The 14762-nt window shown below is 72.3% G+C and carries 16 protein-coding genes and 1 pseudogene; 10 read left to right on the top strand and 7 right to left on the bottom strand.

Annotation, left to right across the window (positions count from 1 at the left end):
* From AB0J88_RS15745 to ribH, 3 genes are read left to right on the top strand one after another with little or no spacing between them, the layout of a single operon-like run.
* Nucleotides 1–597: a riboflavin synthase gene (locus tag AB0J88_RS15745; protein WP_364344344.1), complete on the top strand. Its 597-nt coding sequence runs from the start codon at nucleotides 1–3 to the stop codon at nucleotides 595–597.
* Nucleotides 594–1826 carry a bifunctional 3,4-dihydroxy-2-butanone-4-phosphate synthase/GTP cyclohydrolase II gene (locus AB0J88_RS15740; RefSeq protein ID WP_364344347.1) on the top strand — a complete coding sequence of 411 codons (1233 nt, stop codon included), beginning with the start codon at nucleotides 594–596 and terminating at the stop codon, nucleotides 1824–1826. Before AB0J88_RS15745 ends, AB0J88_RS15740 begins: the two co-directional genes overlap by 4 nt.
* The gene (gene ribH / locus AB0J88_RS15735) at nucleotides 1826–2293 is read left to right on the top strand and encodes a 6,7-dimethyl-8-ribityllumazine synthase (protein ID WP_364344350.1); all 468 of its coding nucleotides are present in this window, start codon (nucleotides 1826–1828) and stop codon (nucleotides 2291–2293) included. The genes AB0J88_RS15740 and ribH overlap by 1 nt, the downstream gene beginning before the upstream one ends.
* Here the strand turns inward: ribH and AB0J88_RS15730 are convergent.
* Both AB0J88_RS15730 and AB0J88_RS15725 read right to left on the bottom strand, forming a co-directional pair.
* On the bottom strand, nucleotides 2290–4065 hold the full coding sequence (locus AB0J88_RS15730) for an MOSC and FAD-binding oxidoreductase domain-containing protein (RefSeq protein ID WP_364344353.1): 1776 nt from the start codon (nucleotides 4063–4065) through the stop codon (nucleotides 2290–2292). The genes ribH and AB0J88_RS15730 overlap by 4 nt on opposite strands.
* A 1-nt stretch (nucleotide 4066) precedes the next feature.
* Nucleotides 4067–4780 (bottom strand): SDR family oxidoreductase, encoded by a 714-nt coding sequence (locus AB0J88_RS15725; protein WP_364344356.1) that lies wholly within the window; start codon nucleotides 4778–4780, stop codon nucleotides 4067–4069.
* 93 nt (nucleotides 4781–4873) lie between these two features.
* Between AB0J88_RS15725 and AB0J88_RS15720 the strand changes: the two are divergent.
* A pseudogene (locus tag AB0J88_RS15720) lies at nucleotides 4874–5389 on the top strand (ABATE domain-containing protein); the annotation flags it as partial.
* Here AB0J88_RS15720 and AB0J88_RS15715 read toward each other — a convergent pair.
* Nucleotides 5297–7717 (bottom strand): UvrD-helicase domain-containing protein, encoded by a 2421-nt coding sequence (locus AB0J88_RS15715; RefSeq protein ID WP_364344359.1) that lies wholly within the window; start codon nucleotides 7715–7717, stop codon nucleotides 5297–5299. The pseudogene AB0J88_RS15720 and the gene AB0J88_RS15715 sit on opposite strands and share 93 nt — an antisense overlap.
* A gap of 177 nt (nucleotides 7718–7894) precedes the next feature.
* Here AB0J88_RS15715 and AB0J88_RS15710 point away from each other — a divergent pair, with 177 nt between their 5' ends.
* Together AB0J88_RS15710 and AB0J88_RS15705 are read left to right on the top strand one after the other, a co-directional pair.
* Complete coding sequence (locus AB0J88_RS15710) at nucleotides 7895–8383, top strand: pyridoxamine 5'-phosphate oxidase family protein (protein ID WP_364344362.1); 489 nt, start codon at nucleotides 7895–7897, stop codon at nucleotides 8381–8383.
* Between the two features lie 5 nt (nucleotides 8384–8388).
* Entirely contained in the window at nucleotides 8389–8850 is a 462-nt protein-coding gene (locus tag AB0J88_RS15705) for a hypothetical protein (RefSeq protein WP_364344365.1), read from the top strand.
* Here the strand turns inward: AB0J88_RS15705 and AB0J88_RS15700 are convergent.
* From AB0J88_RS15700 to AB0J88_RS15685, 4 genes are all read right to left on the bottom strand, one after another.
* Nucleotides 8832–9284 (bottom strand): hypothetical protein, encoded by a 453-nt coding sequence (locus AB0J88_RS15700; RefSeq protein ID WP_364344367.1) that lies wholly within the window; start codon nucleotides 9282–9284, stop codon nucleotides 8832–8834. The two genes, AB0J88_RS15705 and AB0J88_RS15700, sit on opposite strands and share 19 nt — an antisense overlap.
* A 217-nt stretch (nucleotides 9285–9501) precedes the next feature.
* On the bottom strand, nucleotides 9502–10239 hold the full coding sequence (locus tag AB0J88_RS15695) for an amino acid ABC transporter ATP-binding protein (RefSeq protein WP_364344370.1): 738 nt from the start codon (nucleotides 10237–10239) through the stop codon (nucleotides 9502–9504).
* Complete coding sequence (locus AB0J88_RS15690; RefSeq protein ID WP_364344373.1) at nucleotides 10236–11090, bottom strand: amino acid ABC transporter permease; 855 nt, start codon at nucleotides 11088–11090, stop codon at nucleotides 10236–10238. The genes AB0J88_RS15695 and AB0J88_RS15690 overlap by 4 nt, the downstream gene beginning before the upstream one ends.
* A complete protein-coding gene (locus AB0J88_RS15685; RefSeq protein WP_364344376.1) occupies nucleotides 11087–11950 on the bottom strand; it encodes an ABC transporter substrate-binding protein in 864 nt (287 codons plus the stop codon). Before AB0J88_RS15685 ends, AB0J88_RS15690 begins: the two co-directional genes overlap by 4 nt.
* A gap of 172 nt (nucleotides 11951–12122) precedes the next feature.
* On the opposite strand from AB0J88_RS15685, the gene AB0J88_RS15680 reads away from it, so the two are divergent.
* The 4 genes from AB0J88_RS15680 (at nucleotide 12123) to hisG (ending at nucleotide 14751) form a co-directional block, all read left to right on the top strand.
* The gene (locus tag AB0J88_RS15680; RefSeq protein WP_364344379.1) at nucleotides 12123–12644 is read left to right on the top strand and encodes a SigE family RNA polymerase sigma factor; all 522 of its coding nucleotides are present in this window, start codon (nucleotides 12123–12125) and stop codon (nucleotides 12642–12644) included.
* The gene (locus AB0J88_RS15675; protein WP_364344382.1) at nucleotides 12641–13501 is read left to right on the top strand and encodes a GerMN domain-containing protein; all 861 of its coding nucleotides are present in this window, start codon (nucleotides 12641–12643) and stop codon (nucleotides 13499–13501) included. Before AB0J88_RS15680 ends, AB0J88_RS15675 begins: the two co-directional genes overlap by 4 nt.
* Nucleotides 13502–13569: 68 nt before the next feature.
* Nucleotides 13570–13833, top strand: coding sequence for a phosphoribosyl-ATP diphosphatase (locus AB0J88_RS15670; protein ID WP_089255983.1), 264 nt, complete (start codon nucleotides 13570–13572; stop codon nucleotides 13831–13833).
* A 48-nt stretch (nucleotides 13834–13881) separates the two neighbouring features.
* Nucleotides 13882–14751: an ATP phosphoribosyltransferase gene (hisG, locus tag AB0J88_RS15665; RefSeq protein ID WP_364344385.1), complete on the top strand. Its 870-nt coding sequence runs from the start codon at nucleotides 13882–13884 to the stop codon at nucleotides 14749–14751.
* The last annotated feature ends 11 nt before the right edge of the window (nucleotides 14752–14762 follow it).

Genomic DNA, 14762 nt, shown 5'->3' with positions numbered 1-14762 from the left:
ATGTTCACCGGCATCATCGAAGAGCTCGGCGAAATGGTCGGCTGGACGGCGACCGGCGACGACTCCGGCCTGATCGCCATCCGCGGCAAGACCGTCGTCGACGATCTCAAGCACGGCGACTCGATCTCGGTCAACGGCGTCTGCCTGACCGCCGTCGAGATCTCCGGCGAGGGGTTCACGGCCGACGTGATGGGCGAGACGCTGCGGCGTTCGTCGCTCGGCGAGCTGCACCCGGGTGACCCGGTCAACCTGGAGCGCGCGGCCCGGCTGGACACCCGGCTCGGCGGCCACCTGGTGCAGGGGCACGTCGACGGCGTCGCCCGGATCGTCGGTCGGGAGGCCGCCGAGCAGTGGACCACGGTGCGGTTCGAGCTGCCCGCGTCGATCCGGCGCTATGTGGTGGAGAAGGGCTCGATCACCGTCGACGGTGTCTCGCTGACGGTGATGGAGGCGGGTGACGACACGTTCTCGGTCGGGCTGATCCCGACCACGCTGTCGCTCACCACGCTCGGGCACAAGCAGGTCGGAGACCTTGTGAACCTCGAGGTCGACGTGATCGCCAAGTATGTCGAACGGCTGCTGGGGGAGAGGTCATGACGCTGTCCACTGTGGAAGAGGCCGTCGCCGCGATCGCGGCGGGCAAGCCGGTCGTGGTCGTCGACGACGAGGACCGGGAGAACGAGGGCGACCTCATCTTCGCCGCCGAGCTGGCGACGCCGGAACTCCTCGCGTTCACCGTCCGCTACACCTCCGGCTACATCTGCGCGCCGATCACCGAGGAGGACGCGGACCGCCTCGAGCTGCCGCCGATGTACCACACCAACCAGGACCGGCGCGGCACCGCGTACACGGTGACGGTCGACGCCCGGGCGGGCGTCACCACCGGCATCTCGGCCGCGGACCGCGCGCACACGATCCGGCTCCTGGCCGGGGCGGAGACGAACCCGGGCGACCTGTCCCGCCCCGGCCACGTCGTGCCGCTGCGGGCCAAGGCCGGCGGCGTGCTGCGCCGGCCCGGCCACACCGAGGCCGCGATCGACCTCGCGGTGCTGGCCGGCCTGCGCCCGGCCGGCGTCCTCTGCGAGCTCGTCAACGACGACGGCACGATGATGCGCCTGCCTGACCTGGAGACGTTCGCGGCCGAGCACGACCTGGTGCTGATCTCGATCGCCGACCTGATCGCCTACCGCCGGCACCACGAGAAGCAGGTCGAGCGGGTCGTCGAGACGCGCATCCCGACCGACCACGGCGTGTTCACCGCCATCGGCTACCGCGCCGAGCACGACGCGGCGGAGCACGTCGCGATGGTCTACGGCGACATCGGCGACGGTGCCGACGTGCTCGTCCGGGTGCACTCCGAGTGCCTGACCGGCGACGTGTTCGGCTCGCTGCGCTGCGACTGCGGCCCGCAGCTCAACGCGGCGCTCGCCCGCGTGGCGGCCGAGGGCCGCGGCGTGGTGCTCTACATGCGCGGCCACGAGGGTCGCGGCATCGGCCTGCTGCACAAGCTCCAGGCCTACCAGCTGCAGGACATGGGCCGCGACACCGTCGACGCCAACCTCGACCTGGGTCTGCCCGCCGACGCCCGCGACTACGGCACCGGCGCGCAGATCCTCTACGACCTGGGCGTGCGCTCGATGCGCCTGCTCACCAACAACCCGGCCAAGCGGGCGGGCCTGGAGGGCTACGGGCTGACCATCGTCGGCCGCGAGGGTCTCCCGGTGCGGCCGCACCCGGAGAACGTCCGCTACCTGCGGACGAAGCGTGACCGCATGGGTCACCTGATCGACGCGCTCGACGACGTCGACGTGGCGGAGGGATTCTGATGGCCGGTTTCGGCGAACCTGAGGTGGCCGCTGTCAACGCGGAAGGGCTGACGGTGGGCATCGTCGCCGCCCGCTGGCACGCCGAGCTGACCGACCACATGGTCGACCGCGCGGTGGCGGCGGCGAAGGCCTCGGCGGTCGCGGACGTGGCGGTCGCGCGGGTCGCGGGCTCCGTCGAGATCCCGGTGGTCGCGCAGGCGCTGGCGAAGAAGTACGACGTGGTCGTGGCCCTCGGCGTGGTCATCCGCGGCTCCACGGCGCACTTCGACTACGTCTGCCAGTCGGTGACCGAGGGGCTGACCCGGGTCGCGCTCGACTCGGGCAAGCCGGTCGCGCACGGCGTGCTCACCGTCAACACGCTGGAGCAGGCGCAGGACCGCGCGGGCCTGCCGGGCTCGGCCGAGGACAAGGGCTGGGCCGCGACCGTGGCCGCCCTGGACGCGGCCCTGGCCATCCGCGCGATCTAGAGGTCCAGGACCACCTCGCCGCGGGGGCGGGAGCAGCAGATCAGGGTGTTGCCCGGCCCCGCGGGCTCGAGGGGCTCCGGGTCGAACGCGACCTCGCCCGAGAGCAGGCCTGTCTCGCAGGTGTGGCAGACGCCGGTGCGGCAGGACCAGCGGGTCGGCACGTCGCACGACTCCGCCAGCTCCAGCAGCGAGTGACGGTCGTCGGACCACGGGACCGTCAGGCCGCTGCGGGCGAAGGTGACCCGCGGGCCGGTGCCCGGTGGGCCTTCCGGCGGGTGCGGCTGGCGGCGGGTCTTGTCGGTGATGCCGGGGTTGATCGCCGAGCGGGCCGCGAACAGCTCCGTGCGTACTCTGGCCGGCTTCATGCCGTAGTCGACCAGCGCCCTGCTGATGTCGTCCATGAAGGACTCCGGGCCGCAGACGTACGCGTCGGCGTCCTTGGGTGGTGCCAGCGCGTCCAGCACGGAACCGGTCAGCCGCGTCTTTGTCGACCAGAAGACGTGCTCCTGCGCGTTCGGCAGTTCGGCCAGCAGGGCGCGGGTCTCGTCGGCGAACGCCTCGTGGTTCGCGTCGTGCGCCGTGTGGATCCACCAGATCTGCCGCTGGTCGCGGTCGGCCGCCAGCTGGTGCAGCATCGCGAGCACCGGTGTCACGCCGATGCCGGCCGAGATCAGCAGCACCGGGTCCGTGCCATCGGCCAGCAGGAACTCGCCCCGCGCCGGCGCCACCTCGATCAGCGCGCCGGGCTTGCAGTGGTCGGCCAGGAAGCCGCTGACCGCTCCGTGCTGCTCGCGCTTCACGCTGATCCGGTACGCCACCGGGTCCGACAGCGAGTAGGAGCGCACCGGCACCGGGTCGCCGGCCTCCGGAACCCGCAGCGTCAGGTACTGGCCCGGCTGCACCGGCGGCAGCGCCTGGTCGTCGGTCGGGGCCAGGTAGTAGGACGTGATCGACGCGTTCTCCGGGACGATCCGGTCCACCCGCAGCTTCTTGAAGCCCGTCCACGCCGGTTCCTTGCCCACCGGGATCGGCGCGAGCCCGCCCCCGCCGGCCAGCATCTCCTTGAACGACGCCTGCCAGCCCGGGCTCAGCGCCGGGACGTCGAGGGCGTCGCGGATCCGATCGTGGTCGGGGTTCGGCAGGTAGAGCAGCGCGTCGACCTCGGCCACCGTGATCTGGTGCGGGCCGACCCGGGTGCGGACGATCTCGTCGCCGGCGCCGACCTCGCCCTCGGTGATCACCCGCAGGTAGAAGCCGGGGCGGTGGTGGCCGACCAGCAGCGCCGGGAGCCTCGGCTCGCCGAGCCGCAGGCCCACCCGGAAGCAGGTGACGCGGGGTTGGGTGACCTCGAACTCGGCGTCGCCGATCCGGTAGCGGTCGCCGACGTGCACCTTGTCGTCGGGCAGGCCGTCGACGGTGAAGTTCTCACCGAACGCGCCGTGCCCGCCGAGGTCCTTGTCGAAGAAGTCCGACCAGTGCGCGTACGAGTCGGTCTGGTAGACCAGCACCGCCCGCATCTCGCCGCCGTGGCCGGCCAGGTCGCCCTGGCCGTCGCCGTCGACGTTGAGCCGGCGGACCATCGTGCGTCCCGGCACCGGCGTCTTGAACACTCCCGTGTAGACGGTCCGGCCCTGCCACTCGACGTCCTTCGGCAGTCCCACGTTCACCGACACCAGCGTGGCCATGGCTCCCCCCTCGCCAACGTAGATCGGTGGCAGCGGGCCGACAACGGGCGTCACCGCCGCCGGGCCGCTGGGTTCGGTGCCACGCATGTCACACCAGCCTCTCGCCGCCGTCGATCCCCAACGACACCCCGGTCAGGAACGTGTTGGTCAACGCGAAGACGACCGCCTGAGCCACGTCGTCGGCCGTGCCGACCCGGCGGGCCGGGTTGGTGCCGCCGCGGCCCGCGAACAGCGCCGCCTTCCGCTCCGGGCCGAGCGCGTCGTACGCGCCGGTGTCGATCGTGCCCGGCGAGATCGCGTTGACCCGGATCGGCGCGAGCTCCACCGCGAGCGAGCGGACGATCGCGTCCACGGCGCCGTTGGTGGCCGCCACGGCCAGCATCCCCGCCGCCGGCTTGACCGAGGTCGCACCGGACAACAGCAGGAACGAGCCGTCCGCGGGCATCCGGGTGGCGAAGTGCTTGGCCAGCAGGATCGCCCCGACCGCCTTGGTGCGCAGGGACAGCGCCACCACGTCGGGGTCGAGCTCACCCACCGGCCCACGAGCCCGCGCGGACGCGGTGGTGACCACGTGGTCGACGGTGCCGAGGCGCGCCGCCAGCGCCGCCACGCTGGCCTCGTCGGTCAGGTCGACGGTCTCGGCGGTGATCGCCGGGTCGTCGTAGGCGACCGCGAGCTTGGCGGGATCGCGCCCGGCGACCACGACCGACGCACCGGCCTCGCGCACGGCGTCGGTGGTGGCCCGGGCGATCCCGCCGCCCCGGCCGATGACCAGCACGGTCCGGTCCTTGAGTGTCATCATGCCTCCCTAATGCATAACTCGACGCTAGAAGCATTAGGCAGTGGGGCGCAAGCGGTTCTCGCGATCGTCTCAACTAATGGATAGGCTGGGTAAATGAGCATCAGTCTGGCCGACGTCCAGGCGGCCGGCTTCCCGATGGGCGGCGAGCCGCTGGTCGCGCTCGACCTGGTCGACACCAAGATGCTCGTCACCGACCCGCCGCAGGACCTGATCGCCGACCCGGCCGCGGCGGAGGCCTGGTGGCGGCTCCAGGCGTCGCGCCTGCCCGCCGGCCCCACGCCGGACCTCGCCGGGACCCAGCGCCTGCGCACGGCGATCCGCGACCTGTTCGACGCCCACCTGGAAGGCCGCGGGCCGGCACCGGGCAGCCTCGACGAGGTCAACGCCGTGGCCGCCGCGGTGCCGACCAGCCTGCGCCTCACGGCCACGGACGGCGGCTACCGCGAAGAGACCGACTGGCACACCGAGCACGGCGGCAACGCGGCGCTGGCCTCGACCGCGCGCGGCGCTATCGAGCTACTCGCCGACGAGCGGCGGCTGGCCCGCCTGCGCCGCTGCGCCAACCCCGCCTGCTCGATGCTGTTCCTGGCCGAGACCACCCGCCGCCAGTGGTGCACCCCCAACATCTGCGGCAACCGCACCCGCGTCGCCCGCCACTACGCCCGCACCCACCACAAGGGTTAGCTCCTCCGGTAGTGGCTCGTGGTGGAGCACGACCAGGCCGGCGACCGCTCGGGTCAGGGTCACGTAGAGGCGGGCCAGGCCGCGGGGCTCGGCGCTGACGATGGCGGCCGGCTCCAGGACGATCACGTGGTCGTACTCGAGGCCCTTGACCATGCTGGCCGGCACCACGGCGGCCCCGGGCACGTCGCCCAGGGTCGCGGCCAGGTCGTCGGCGGCGATCACCGCGACCGTCGCGTCGGCCGGAACCTCGCGGACCGCCACCCTCGCCGCCTCGGCCAGGTCGTCGACCTGGCGCACCGAGAGCGCGCCGCCGGGCTGGTAGGAGCGGGTCGGCTCGATGCCGGGCGCCAGCGCGCGGGCCGCGTAGTCCGCGATCGTCTGCGGCACCCGGTAGCCCGTGCGCAGGTCCAGCGTGCGGACCTCGTGCTTGCCCAGCCGGGCGACCAGGTCCGACCACGAGTCGGCGGCCAGCGGGTGGGTCGCCTGGCCGAGGTCACCGACGATGGTCATCGACGCGTACGCCGCCCGCCGCGCGATCATCCGGCACTCCATCGGCGACAGGTCCTGGGCCTCGTCGACGATCACGTGGAGGTACGGCTCCTCCACGGGGGCGTCGTCGACCTCGGCGACCGGCAGCGGCTCGGCGAGCACCGGCACGTAGCCCTCCTCGCCGTGCGGGTCGAAGCCGTCGGTCCAGCCGACCACCTTGTGCCCCTCGCGGAGGATGACGGCCTCGGCCCACTGCTGGGCCAGGCCGGCCGCGTCGTTGTCGATGCCCGGGCCGGCCAGCGCCATCGGCGTCGCGAGGCCCGGAGCGTAGAGCTCCCAGCCCTCCTGGAGCCCGCAGCTCAGCACGAACGTGTCGGCGAGCCGCCGCTCGGTGGTCAACTCGCGTAGCTGCCACTCCGGCTTGGGTGCCCGGGGCGGCGGCGGTGGGTCGCCGAGCAGCCCGGTCAGCTCGTCGAGCAGCGGCACGTCGTCGACGGAGAAGCCGTCGCCTCGATAGGACGCGGACAGGGTCTCCGCATCCGGGCCGGTCACGCGGGCCGGGTCGGCCAGCCACGGCAGCACCGCCGTCGGCGTCAGAGAAGGCCACCAGGCGCGGAGGAACCGTTGGAACTCGCCCCGGTCGCCGACCTCGTGCACGAAGAGCTCCCGGTCGAGGTGGTCGGCGTCCACGGTGGACCACAGCTCGTCGAGCAGCACCGCGGCGGCGGCCCGGCGGGCGGAGTTCGGGGGCGTGCCGTCCGCCTCGCAGCGGGCGCGCACCCGGGTGCGGGCGGCCGACAGGTCTCCGGCGCCGATCGTGAGCACCTGACCGGCGTACACGACGCGCAGCTTGTCTGGCGCTCCCGGCGGTGTCTGCCACATCAGCTCGGTCAGCACCTCGCGCATGCGCTCGCCGCCCTTGACCCGGGCGACCTCGGCACGGTCGCGGCGCGTGGCCGTCACGCCGTCGAACAGCTCGCCGATGGCCCGCAGCTGCACGCTGTCCTCACCCAGCGACGGCAGCACCCGGCCGATGTAGTCGGTGAACACCGTCGACGGGCCGACCACCAGGATGCGGCCGCCGGTGAACCGGCCGCGGTCGGTGTAGAGCAGGTACGCCGCCCGGTGCAGTGCCACCTGCGTCTTGCCCGTGCCCGGGCCGCCGGTGATCAGGGTGACGCCGCGGGCGGGTGCCCGGATGGCTTCGTCCTGCTCGCGCTGGATGGTGGTGACGATGTCGCGCATGTGCGGGCCGCGGGACCGGCGCAGCGCGGCCAGCAGGGCACCCTCGCCGAGCACGCGCAGGTCGCCGGCGGCGTCGGCCTCGGGGGAGAGCAGGTCGTCGTCGAGGTCCACGACCCGCTCGCCCCGGCAGAAGATGACGCGGCGGCGCACCACGTCCAGCGGGTCGCCGGTGGTCGCGCGGTAGAACGGCGCCGCGGCCGGCGCGCGCCAGTCGACCAGCAGCGGCTCGATGCCGTCGCGGACGCCCAACCGTCCGATGTGGTACGTGTCGCCGTCGGTGAAGTCGAGCCGCCCGAACACCAGCCCGTCGGCCTCGGCGTCGAGCTCGTGCATCCGGCTGGCGGCCCGGTGGACGATGGCGTCCCGCTCCACCAGCCCGGTCGCCGACCTGGTCGTGGCCCGCTGGTGCCCCTCTCCCTCGAGCGCCCTGGCCTGCTCGCGCAGCACGTCGAGGCGCTGGTAGACCCGATCGACAACCTGTTGCTCAGCGGCGATCTCCTGTGTCCTGACTGCGGGCACGATGCTCCCCCGGGTATCCGCTCGTAGTGGGTCCCGACGAGCATATGAGCAGGTCAGAGCACGAAAATCAGCATCCGGGCCGATTCGTAGAGGTTGCGCCGCACGTATAGTGGAAGGGGCAGAGGGAAACACCGGTCGTGCGAGAGCATTGACGATCCACGGCCGAAGGGACGCCCCATGAGCGACGAGCTCGACGAGATGGCGCGCCAGATCATCGACGCCAACAGCTATCTGACTCTCGGCACCGTCGGCCCGGACGGGCGGCCGCGGGTGTCGCCGGTCTACTTCACGCACGTCGGCTATCGCGACTTCTACTGGGTCTCCTCGCCGGTGGCGCGGCACTCGGTCAACGTCGCCGAGCGGCCCGACGTCGCGATCGTCGTCTTCGACTCCACGGCCGCGATCGGGCAGGGTCGCGCCGTGTACGTGGACGCGGTGGCGGCCCTGGTGCCGGACCACGAGTTGCCGCAACGGTGTGCTTCGGCGTTCGGCGACGTCGCGCCCGGCGCGGTCGCGTTCACGCCCGACGAGCTCTCCGGCGACGCGGAGCTTCGGCTCTATCTGGCGCGCGCGACCGCGCTCGACGTGCACATCCGGGGGAGCGACCCGAAGTACGGCGCACCCAACGGGATCGACTCACGCCGCGGCGCGCGGCCCTGGGCCTGACACCCGTGCGGCGATGGCGCCCGGTCGTCGCCGGTCACGACAAGGGGCGTTACGGGTTCGCGCTGGGTTGGTCCGTCGTGGGGCTCGTGCCGGCGGTCGCGCCCGCGCTCACCGGCCGCACGGTGGCGGCGTTGGTGGCCCTCCCGATCGTGCTGCTCTGGCAGGTCGGGCTGTGGCGGACCGTGCTGGTCGGCGTCTACGTGAGCGCGCACGGCATCAAGATCCGCTCTCTGGCGCGTACCCGCGTCGTGCCCTGGTCCCGGGTCGACCGGGTCTGGACGGGCCAGGCCGAGGGCTACGACGCCTGGCAGATCTGGGTGACGACCCGTGAGCCGCGGCGCCACCTCCCGACACCGATCTGGCGCCGCGGCTCACAGTCGTTCCACGTCAACCGGATCGTGCTGCCGGCCGACCAGTTCAGCGCGGTGCTGGCCGCGCTGGAGCCGCGTCAGCTCGGCGCGGTGTAGCAGAGGATGTAGGCCGTTCCCGCGTGCACCTCGTCGGTGGTGTTGGTGAAGGTCGCCTGCCAGCCGAGCGGGCCGCTGCCGCCCGGACCCACCAGCGGCACGCTGCCGACCACGGTGAGGTCGGGGGAGTCGACCTGGAAGCCACCGCCCGTCGGCACGAGCCCGTCCGGGCACGAGACGCTGACGTTCTGGAACGCGCTGTTGGCCGGGATGTCCTCGGTCTCGCTGAGCACCTGGCTCGGGCCGGTCAGGCCGGCGGGTCCGGGCGGACCCTGCGGGCCGCGTGGGCCGCGGACGTTCCAGCGCACGCTCTCCTCGAACGGGCCGCACTCGGGCCGGAAGCCGGTCGGGATCCGCACGTCGCCGGTCGCCTTGTTGACGCAGGCGTTGATGACCCGCGTGCCCTCCGGCTCGGCCTGGGCCAGGCTGCCCACGGCCAACAGGGTCGCGGCCGGCGAGGCCGGTCACGCTCAGCGCGCGCAGCGCGCGGCGTCGACTAAGAGATTTCACGTCTCTCCTCGATGAGAACCGAATATGCCTCCTGATTGGAGGGCCAAAACGGTTATATCGCGAAGAAACTCCATATATCCGGTCTTTGTGCGGACCAGGCAGAGACGGCCCGGGCGAAGGTCGAGCGACGCGGCGAGGTCGCTAGGCCGGCGCCAGGCGGCCGAGGAACTGCCGCGTGCGTGGCTCGACCGGATTGTCGAGGACCTGCTCCGGCGGACCCTGTTCGAGGATGCGGCCCGCGTCCAGGAAGCAGACCCGATCGGCGACCTGACGCGCGAACGTCATCTCGTGCGTCGCCAGCACCATCGTCATGCCGTCGCGCTTGAGGTCGCGGATCAGGTCCAGCACCTCGCCGACGAGCTCCGGGTCCAGCGCCGACGTCACCTCGTCCAGCAATAGCAACCGAGGCGAGTTGACCAGGGCACGCACGATCGCCACCCGCTGCTGCTGGCCGCCCGAGAGGCGGTCCGGATACGCCGACGCCTTTTCCGCCAGCCCGATCCGGGACAGCAGCGCCAGCGCCTGCTCGCGGGCCTCCGCCACGGGACGTTTGTGGACCCGCACCGGCGCCAGTGTGATGTTGTCCAATACCGACAGGTGCGGGAACAGGTTGTACGCCTGGAACACGATGCCGATCTTCCGGCGTACGAGGTCGGGGTTGACCCGTGGATCGGTGATGTGTGCCCCGTCCAGGTGGATCATGCCGTCGTCGACCTCTTCCAGCAGGTTGACGCAGCGGAGCAGTGTCGACTTGCCCGAGCCGGACGCGCCGATCAGCGCCACCACCTCGTGCTCGGCGACCTCCAGGTCGAGCCCGTCGAGCACGACCGTCGGCCCGAAGACCTTGCGGACGCCCTGGCAGGCGAGCACGGCGGTCATCGGCCGGCCTGCCGGCGGGCGGCCCGCAGCGTCACCCAGTCGGTGACCGCGATCAGCGGGATGGCGAGCAGCACGAACAACACCCCCGCGACGATGTACGGCGTGTAGTTGAAGTGCTCGGCTGTCGAGATCTGCGCGGCGCGCACCGCGTCGATCGGACCCGCGAGCGAGACCAGGCCGACGTCCTTCTGCAGCGCCACCGTGTCATTGAGCAGCGGCGGCGCGACCCGGCGCACCGCCTGCGGCAGCACCACGTGCCGCATCGCCTGGCGGTAGGTCAGCCCGAGCGAGCGCGCCGCGGCGACCTGGCTGGGGTGCACCGACTCGATGCCGGCCCGGAACACCTCGGCCAGGTAGCCCGAGTAGGTGAGCACCAGCGCCGCGCCGCCGAGCACCAGTACCGACGGCATGCCCTGCAGGCGCAGCCCGGGCACGCCGAGGGTGAGCACGTAGATCACGATGATCAGCGGCAGCCCACGGAACGTGTAGGTGTAGCTGGTCGCCAGCGCGCGGACCGGGAAGAAGACCGGGCCACGCAGGGTACGCAGCAGCGCGATCACGAGGCCCAGCGCCAGCGACCCCAACGCGCAGAAGACCAGCAGCCGGACGTTGAGCCAGAGCCCGCGCAGGATGTCGGGCAGCGCGTCGGCCGCGATCGACGGGTCCAGGAACGACGCGCGGACGCGGTCCCAGCCGGGCGCGCCGGTGACCGCGACGACCAGCAGCACGCCGAGCACGGCGGTCGACGCGGCGGCGACCAGGATCGACCGGATCGTTTGGCGTCGCCGCCAGGCGACCCGGTCGAGCTGGACGGCCGAGAGCGGCGGTGCGCCGTCGGCCAGCCGGGTCACGAGAGCTCGGGCGCGCCCGCCGTGTCGGCGAGCCACTTCTTTTCGAGCTCGGCGAGCTGACCGCCGCTGCGGAGCTGGTCGACCGCGTCGCTGACGCACTTCGTCAGCGGCGAGCCCTTGTCGAGCAGCAGGCCGAAGGTCTCCGGCGTGCCCACCTGCGGCAGCTGTCCGACGATCTTGCCGTCGGTCAGCTCGGCGCCGGTGATGTAGAACGCCGTCGGCAGGTCGACCACGAGGCCGTCGATCTGGCCGTTCTCCAGCGCCTTCTTGGCGTCGTCGTTGGAGTTGTAGACCTGCGGCTCGCTGCTCGGCTTGATCAGCTCGGTCACCGCCTGGAAGCTGGTCGTGCCCACCTGGGCGCCCAGCTTCGCCGACGTGAGCTCGGCGACGGACTTCGCGTTGGCGATCTTCGACGACTTCAGCGTGATGACGGTCTGCCGGACCAGGTAGTACGGCGACGAGAAGTCGACCGCCTGCTGGCGCTCCGGCGTGATCGAGAACTGGTTGACGTCGAAGTCGAACGCCTTCGGGCCGGGCGCGATCGCGTTGTTGAAAGTGACCCGGGTCCACGCCACATCGGACTTGGCGAAGCCGAGCCTCTCCGCGACGGCGTAGGCCACCGCGGCCTCGAAGCCCTCACCGGACTCCGGCTTGTTGCCGACCACCCACGGCTCGTACGCCGGGTCGTCGGTGGCGATCGTCAGCTTGCCCGCGGTCTGCGTCTGGAGCGAGTCCTTGGTGCAGGACGCGGCGGCCGACCCCGAGGGCGTGGCCTCCGGCGTCTCCTCGGGCGCGCAGGCCGCGAGGGTCGTTATCAGGGCGGCCGCGACCGCGACCGCGAGAGGAAGTCGCCTGGACATGGGGGACAGCTTAGAGACGCGTCGGCGTACGTCCATCGAGTTCCCTATCACATCTATCGGGAATTTGGACATTCAAGGCATGGCGTACGGTGCCGTTGGCGGTAAACCGGATGCGTCCGTCGCGCGTCAGGATTCCGTGCGAGCCGACACGGCGCTACGTCCCCGGAGGGGCATGGCCGACCGACCGTCCACCGAATGGGACGCCGACCAGGCGGTCACCCATCTCTTCGGCGCGCACTACCGACCGATGGTGCGGCTGGCCAGCCTGCTGCTGCACGAGCGGGGCATCGCCGAGGAGATCGTGCAGGACGCGTACGTCCGGCTGCACGCCCGCTGGCACACGCTCCGCGATCCCGACAAGGCGCTGGCCTACCTGCGGGTGGCGGTGGTCAACGGCTGCCGCTCGGCGTTGCGGCACCGCCGCGTGGTCGACGCGCACCTGGCCGCGAGCCGTCCCCCGGCGGACGTGCCCAGTGCCGAGTCCGGCGCCCTGGACCTGCTCACCCAGGCCGCGGTGGTCGACGCGATCCGCCGCCTCCCGACCCGCCAGCGGGAGGCGATCGTGCTGCGCTACTACGCCGACCTGTCCGAGGCGGAGATCGCCGAGGCGATGGGGGTCAGCCGCGGTGCGGTCAAGAGCCACGCCGCGCGGGCCGTCGCCGCCCTGCGCCCGATCCTGGAGCGGCTGTCATGAACCCGGAGGAGACGATCCGGCGCGCGCTGGAGGCCGAGGCGTCCACGGTGGAGGTGCGGCCCGACGCGCTGGCGGCGATCCGCGCGCGCACCCGGCGCCGGCGCTCGCGAGGCTGGGTCGTGTGGGGTGCCGGCCTCGCCGCTGCCGCGGCGGCGGCCGTCACGATCCTCGTCCTGCCGGACGCGCCGCAGCCGGAACCGCCCCGGCCCGCGGCCCCGACCGTCGCCGTCACCCCTTCGCCCGTCGCGACCGGGCCGTTGGTGGCTGTCTACTACGTCGGCCCGGGCCGCGACCGTGCCCTCGTCCGCGAGTTCCACCGGGTCGCGCCCGGGTCGGACGCCGTGCGAGCCGCGCTCGGGCTGATGTTCGGCACGGCGCCGCTGGACCCCGACTACGCGTCGGCGTGGCCGCGTGGCACGACCGTCCGGGGTGTGACCGTGGCCGGCGACGTGGTCACCGTCGACCTCGGTGGCGCCACCCCGCCGTCGGCGATCGCCGCGCAACAGCTCGTCTGGACGGTGACCGCGGCCAGTGGCCTGCCTGGGGTGCGGATCGGCCCGGGCGGCGACGTGCTGCGCCGGGCACCCGCCGTCGACACGCTCGCGTCGGTCTGGCTGATCAACCCGCAGGAGGGCGACGTCGTCCGGGGCGGGCGGGTCTACGTACACGTGGCGGGCTTCGGATCCTCCGCGCGGTTGACGGTCGTTCCCGGTGGGGTTGGCCAGGATCTGACCCTCCGCGGAGGTAGCCCCGCCCAGCGTGAGGCGCACCTCACACTCTCGCTTCCCCCTGGGACGTACACGCTGACAGTGACCCTTGACGGGGTCTCCGACGACCACACCGTGGTCGTCGAATAGGGCGACCACCTCTTGGAACGGGGTCGGGTCGGTTCGGCGGCGGGGTCGCTGCCTGGTTGGATGGCTGCGTGAAGACGTTCGAGGAGCTCTTCGTCGAGCTGTCGGCGAAGGCCGAGGCCGGCACGCCGGGCTCGGGCACCGTCGCCGCGCTCGAGCGCGGGGTGCACGCGATCGGCAAGAAGGTCGTCGAGGAGGCGGCCGAGTCGTGGATGGCCGCCGAGCACGAGGGTCCGGAGCGGGCCGCCGAGGAGATCTCGCAGCTGCTCTACCAGACCCAGGTGCTGATGCTGGCCAGCGGCCTGAAGTTGGAGGACGTGTACCGACATCTGTGAGCCCCGCTCACGGACCGGCACACCCTTCTTCCGACAGGAGTCTTCGAAATGCTGCGCATCGCCGTGCCCAACAAGGGCACCCTCGCGAGTCCGGCCGCCGAGATGCTGCGCGAGGCGGGCTACCGCCAGCGCACCGACCAGCGCGACCTGGTCTGCCGTGACGAGGTCAACGACGTCGAGTTCTTCTACCTGCGCCCCCGTGACATCGCGACCTACGTCGGCTCGGGCGACCTCGACCTCGGCATCACCGGTCGCGACCTGCTGGTCGACGCCGGCAGCCCGGCCGACGAACTGCTCGATCTCGACTTCGCCGGCGCCAGCTTCCGCTTCGCCGCCCACCCGTCCACCATCACCACCGTCGACCAGATCGCCGGCCGCCGGGTGGCCACCTCGTTCCCCGGCGTGGTCAACCGCTACCTCGCCGACAACGGCATCGCGGCGGAGGTGATCCGGTTGGACGGCGCGGTCGAGAACGCCATCCGGCTCGGCGTGGCCGACGTGGTCGCCGACGTGGTGGAGACCGGCGCGACGCTGCGCCAGGCCGGGCTCGCGGTGATCGGCGACCCGATCCTGACCTCGTCGGCACTGCTGATCGGCCGGGACCCGACCACCGACGGCCGGCGCGGCGGCGCGGTCGCGACGTCGGCGGTGGCCCAGCTCGTCCGGCGCCTGCAGGGCGTGCTGGTGGCCCGCCGCTACGTGATGCTCGCCTACGACGTGCGGGCCGACCTGCTGGAGCAGGCGACCATGCTGACGCCGGGCATCGAGTCGCCGACCGTCTCGCCGTTGCACCGCGAGGGCTGGGTGGCCGTCGAGGCGATGGTCCTGCGGTCCGACGTCCACAAGATCATGGATGAGCTGTACGACCTGGGCGCCCGCGCGATCCTGGTGACGGGCATCCACAACTGCCGCCTGTAGATTGGGCTGCC

The organism is Asanoa sp. NPDC049475, assembly GCF_040676915.1.
Classification (GTDB): domain Bacteria; phylum Actinomycetota; class Actinomycetes; order Mycobacteriales; family Micromonosporaceae; genus Asanoa.
Note: the sequence above shows the minus strand (reverse complement) of the source record. Positions and strands in the feature narration are given on the sequence as shown.

Bases quoted from the DNA above. Each gene is read 5' to 3' on its own strand.
- AB0J88_RS15710 (WP_364344362.1), top strand. From the start codon at position 7,895: ATGAGCGACGAGCTCGACGAGATGGCGCGCCAGATCATCGACGCCAAC.
- AB0J88_RS15695 (WP_364344370.1), bottom strand. From the start codon at position 10,239: ATGACCGCCGTGCTCGCCTGCCAGGGCGTCCGCAAGGTCTTCGGGCCG.
- AB0J88_RS15745 (WP_364344344.1), top strand. From the start codon at position 1: ATGTTCACCGGCATCATCGAAGAGCTCGGCGAAATGGTCGGCTGGACG.
- AB0J88_RS15725 (WP_364344356.1), bottom strand. From the start codon at position 4,780: ATGATGACACTCAAGGACCGGACCGTGCTGGTCATCGGCCGGGGCGGC.
- AB0J88_RS15685 (WP_364344376.1), bottom strand. From the start codon at position 11,950: ATGTCCAGGCGACTTCCTCTCGCGGTCGCGGTCGCGGCCGCCCTGATA.
- AB0J88_RS15730 (WP_364344353.1), bottom strand. From the start codon at position 4,065: ATGCGTGGCACCGAACCCAGCGGCCCGGCGGCGGTGACGCCCGTTGTC.
- AB0J88_RS15740 (WP_364344347.1), top strand. From the start codon at position 594: ATGACGCTGTCCACTGTGGAAGAGGCCGTCGCCGCGATCGCGGCGGGC.
- AB0J88_RS15680 (WP_364344379.1), top strand. From the start codon at position 12,123: ATGGCCGACCGACCGTCCACCGAATGGGACGCCGACCAGGCGGTCACC.
- AB0J88_RS15675 (WP_364344382.1), top strand. From the start codon at position 12,641: ATGAACCCGGAGGAGACGATCCGGCGCGCGCTGGAGGCCGAGGCGTCC.
- hisG (WP_364344385.1), top strand. From the start codon at position 13,882: ATGCTGCGCATCGCCGTGCCCAACAAGGGCACCCTCGCGAGTCCGGCC.
- ribH (WP_364344350.1), top strand. From the start codon at position 1,826: ATGGCCGGTTTCGGCGAACCTGAGGTGGCCGCTGTCAACGCGGAAGGG.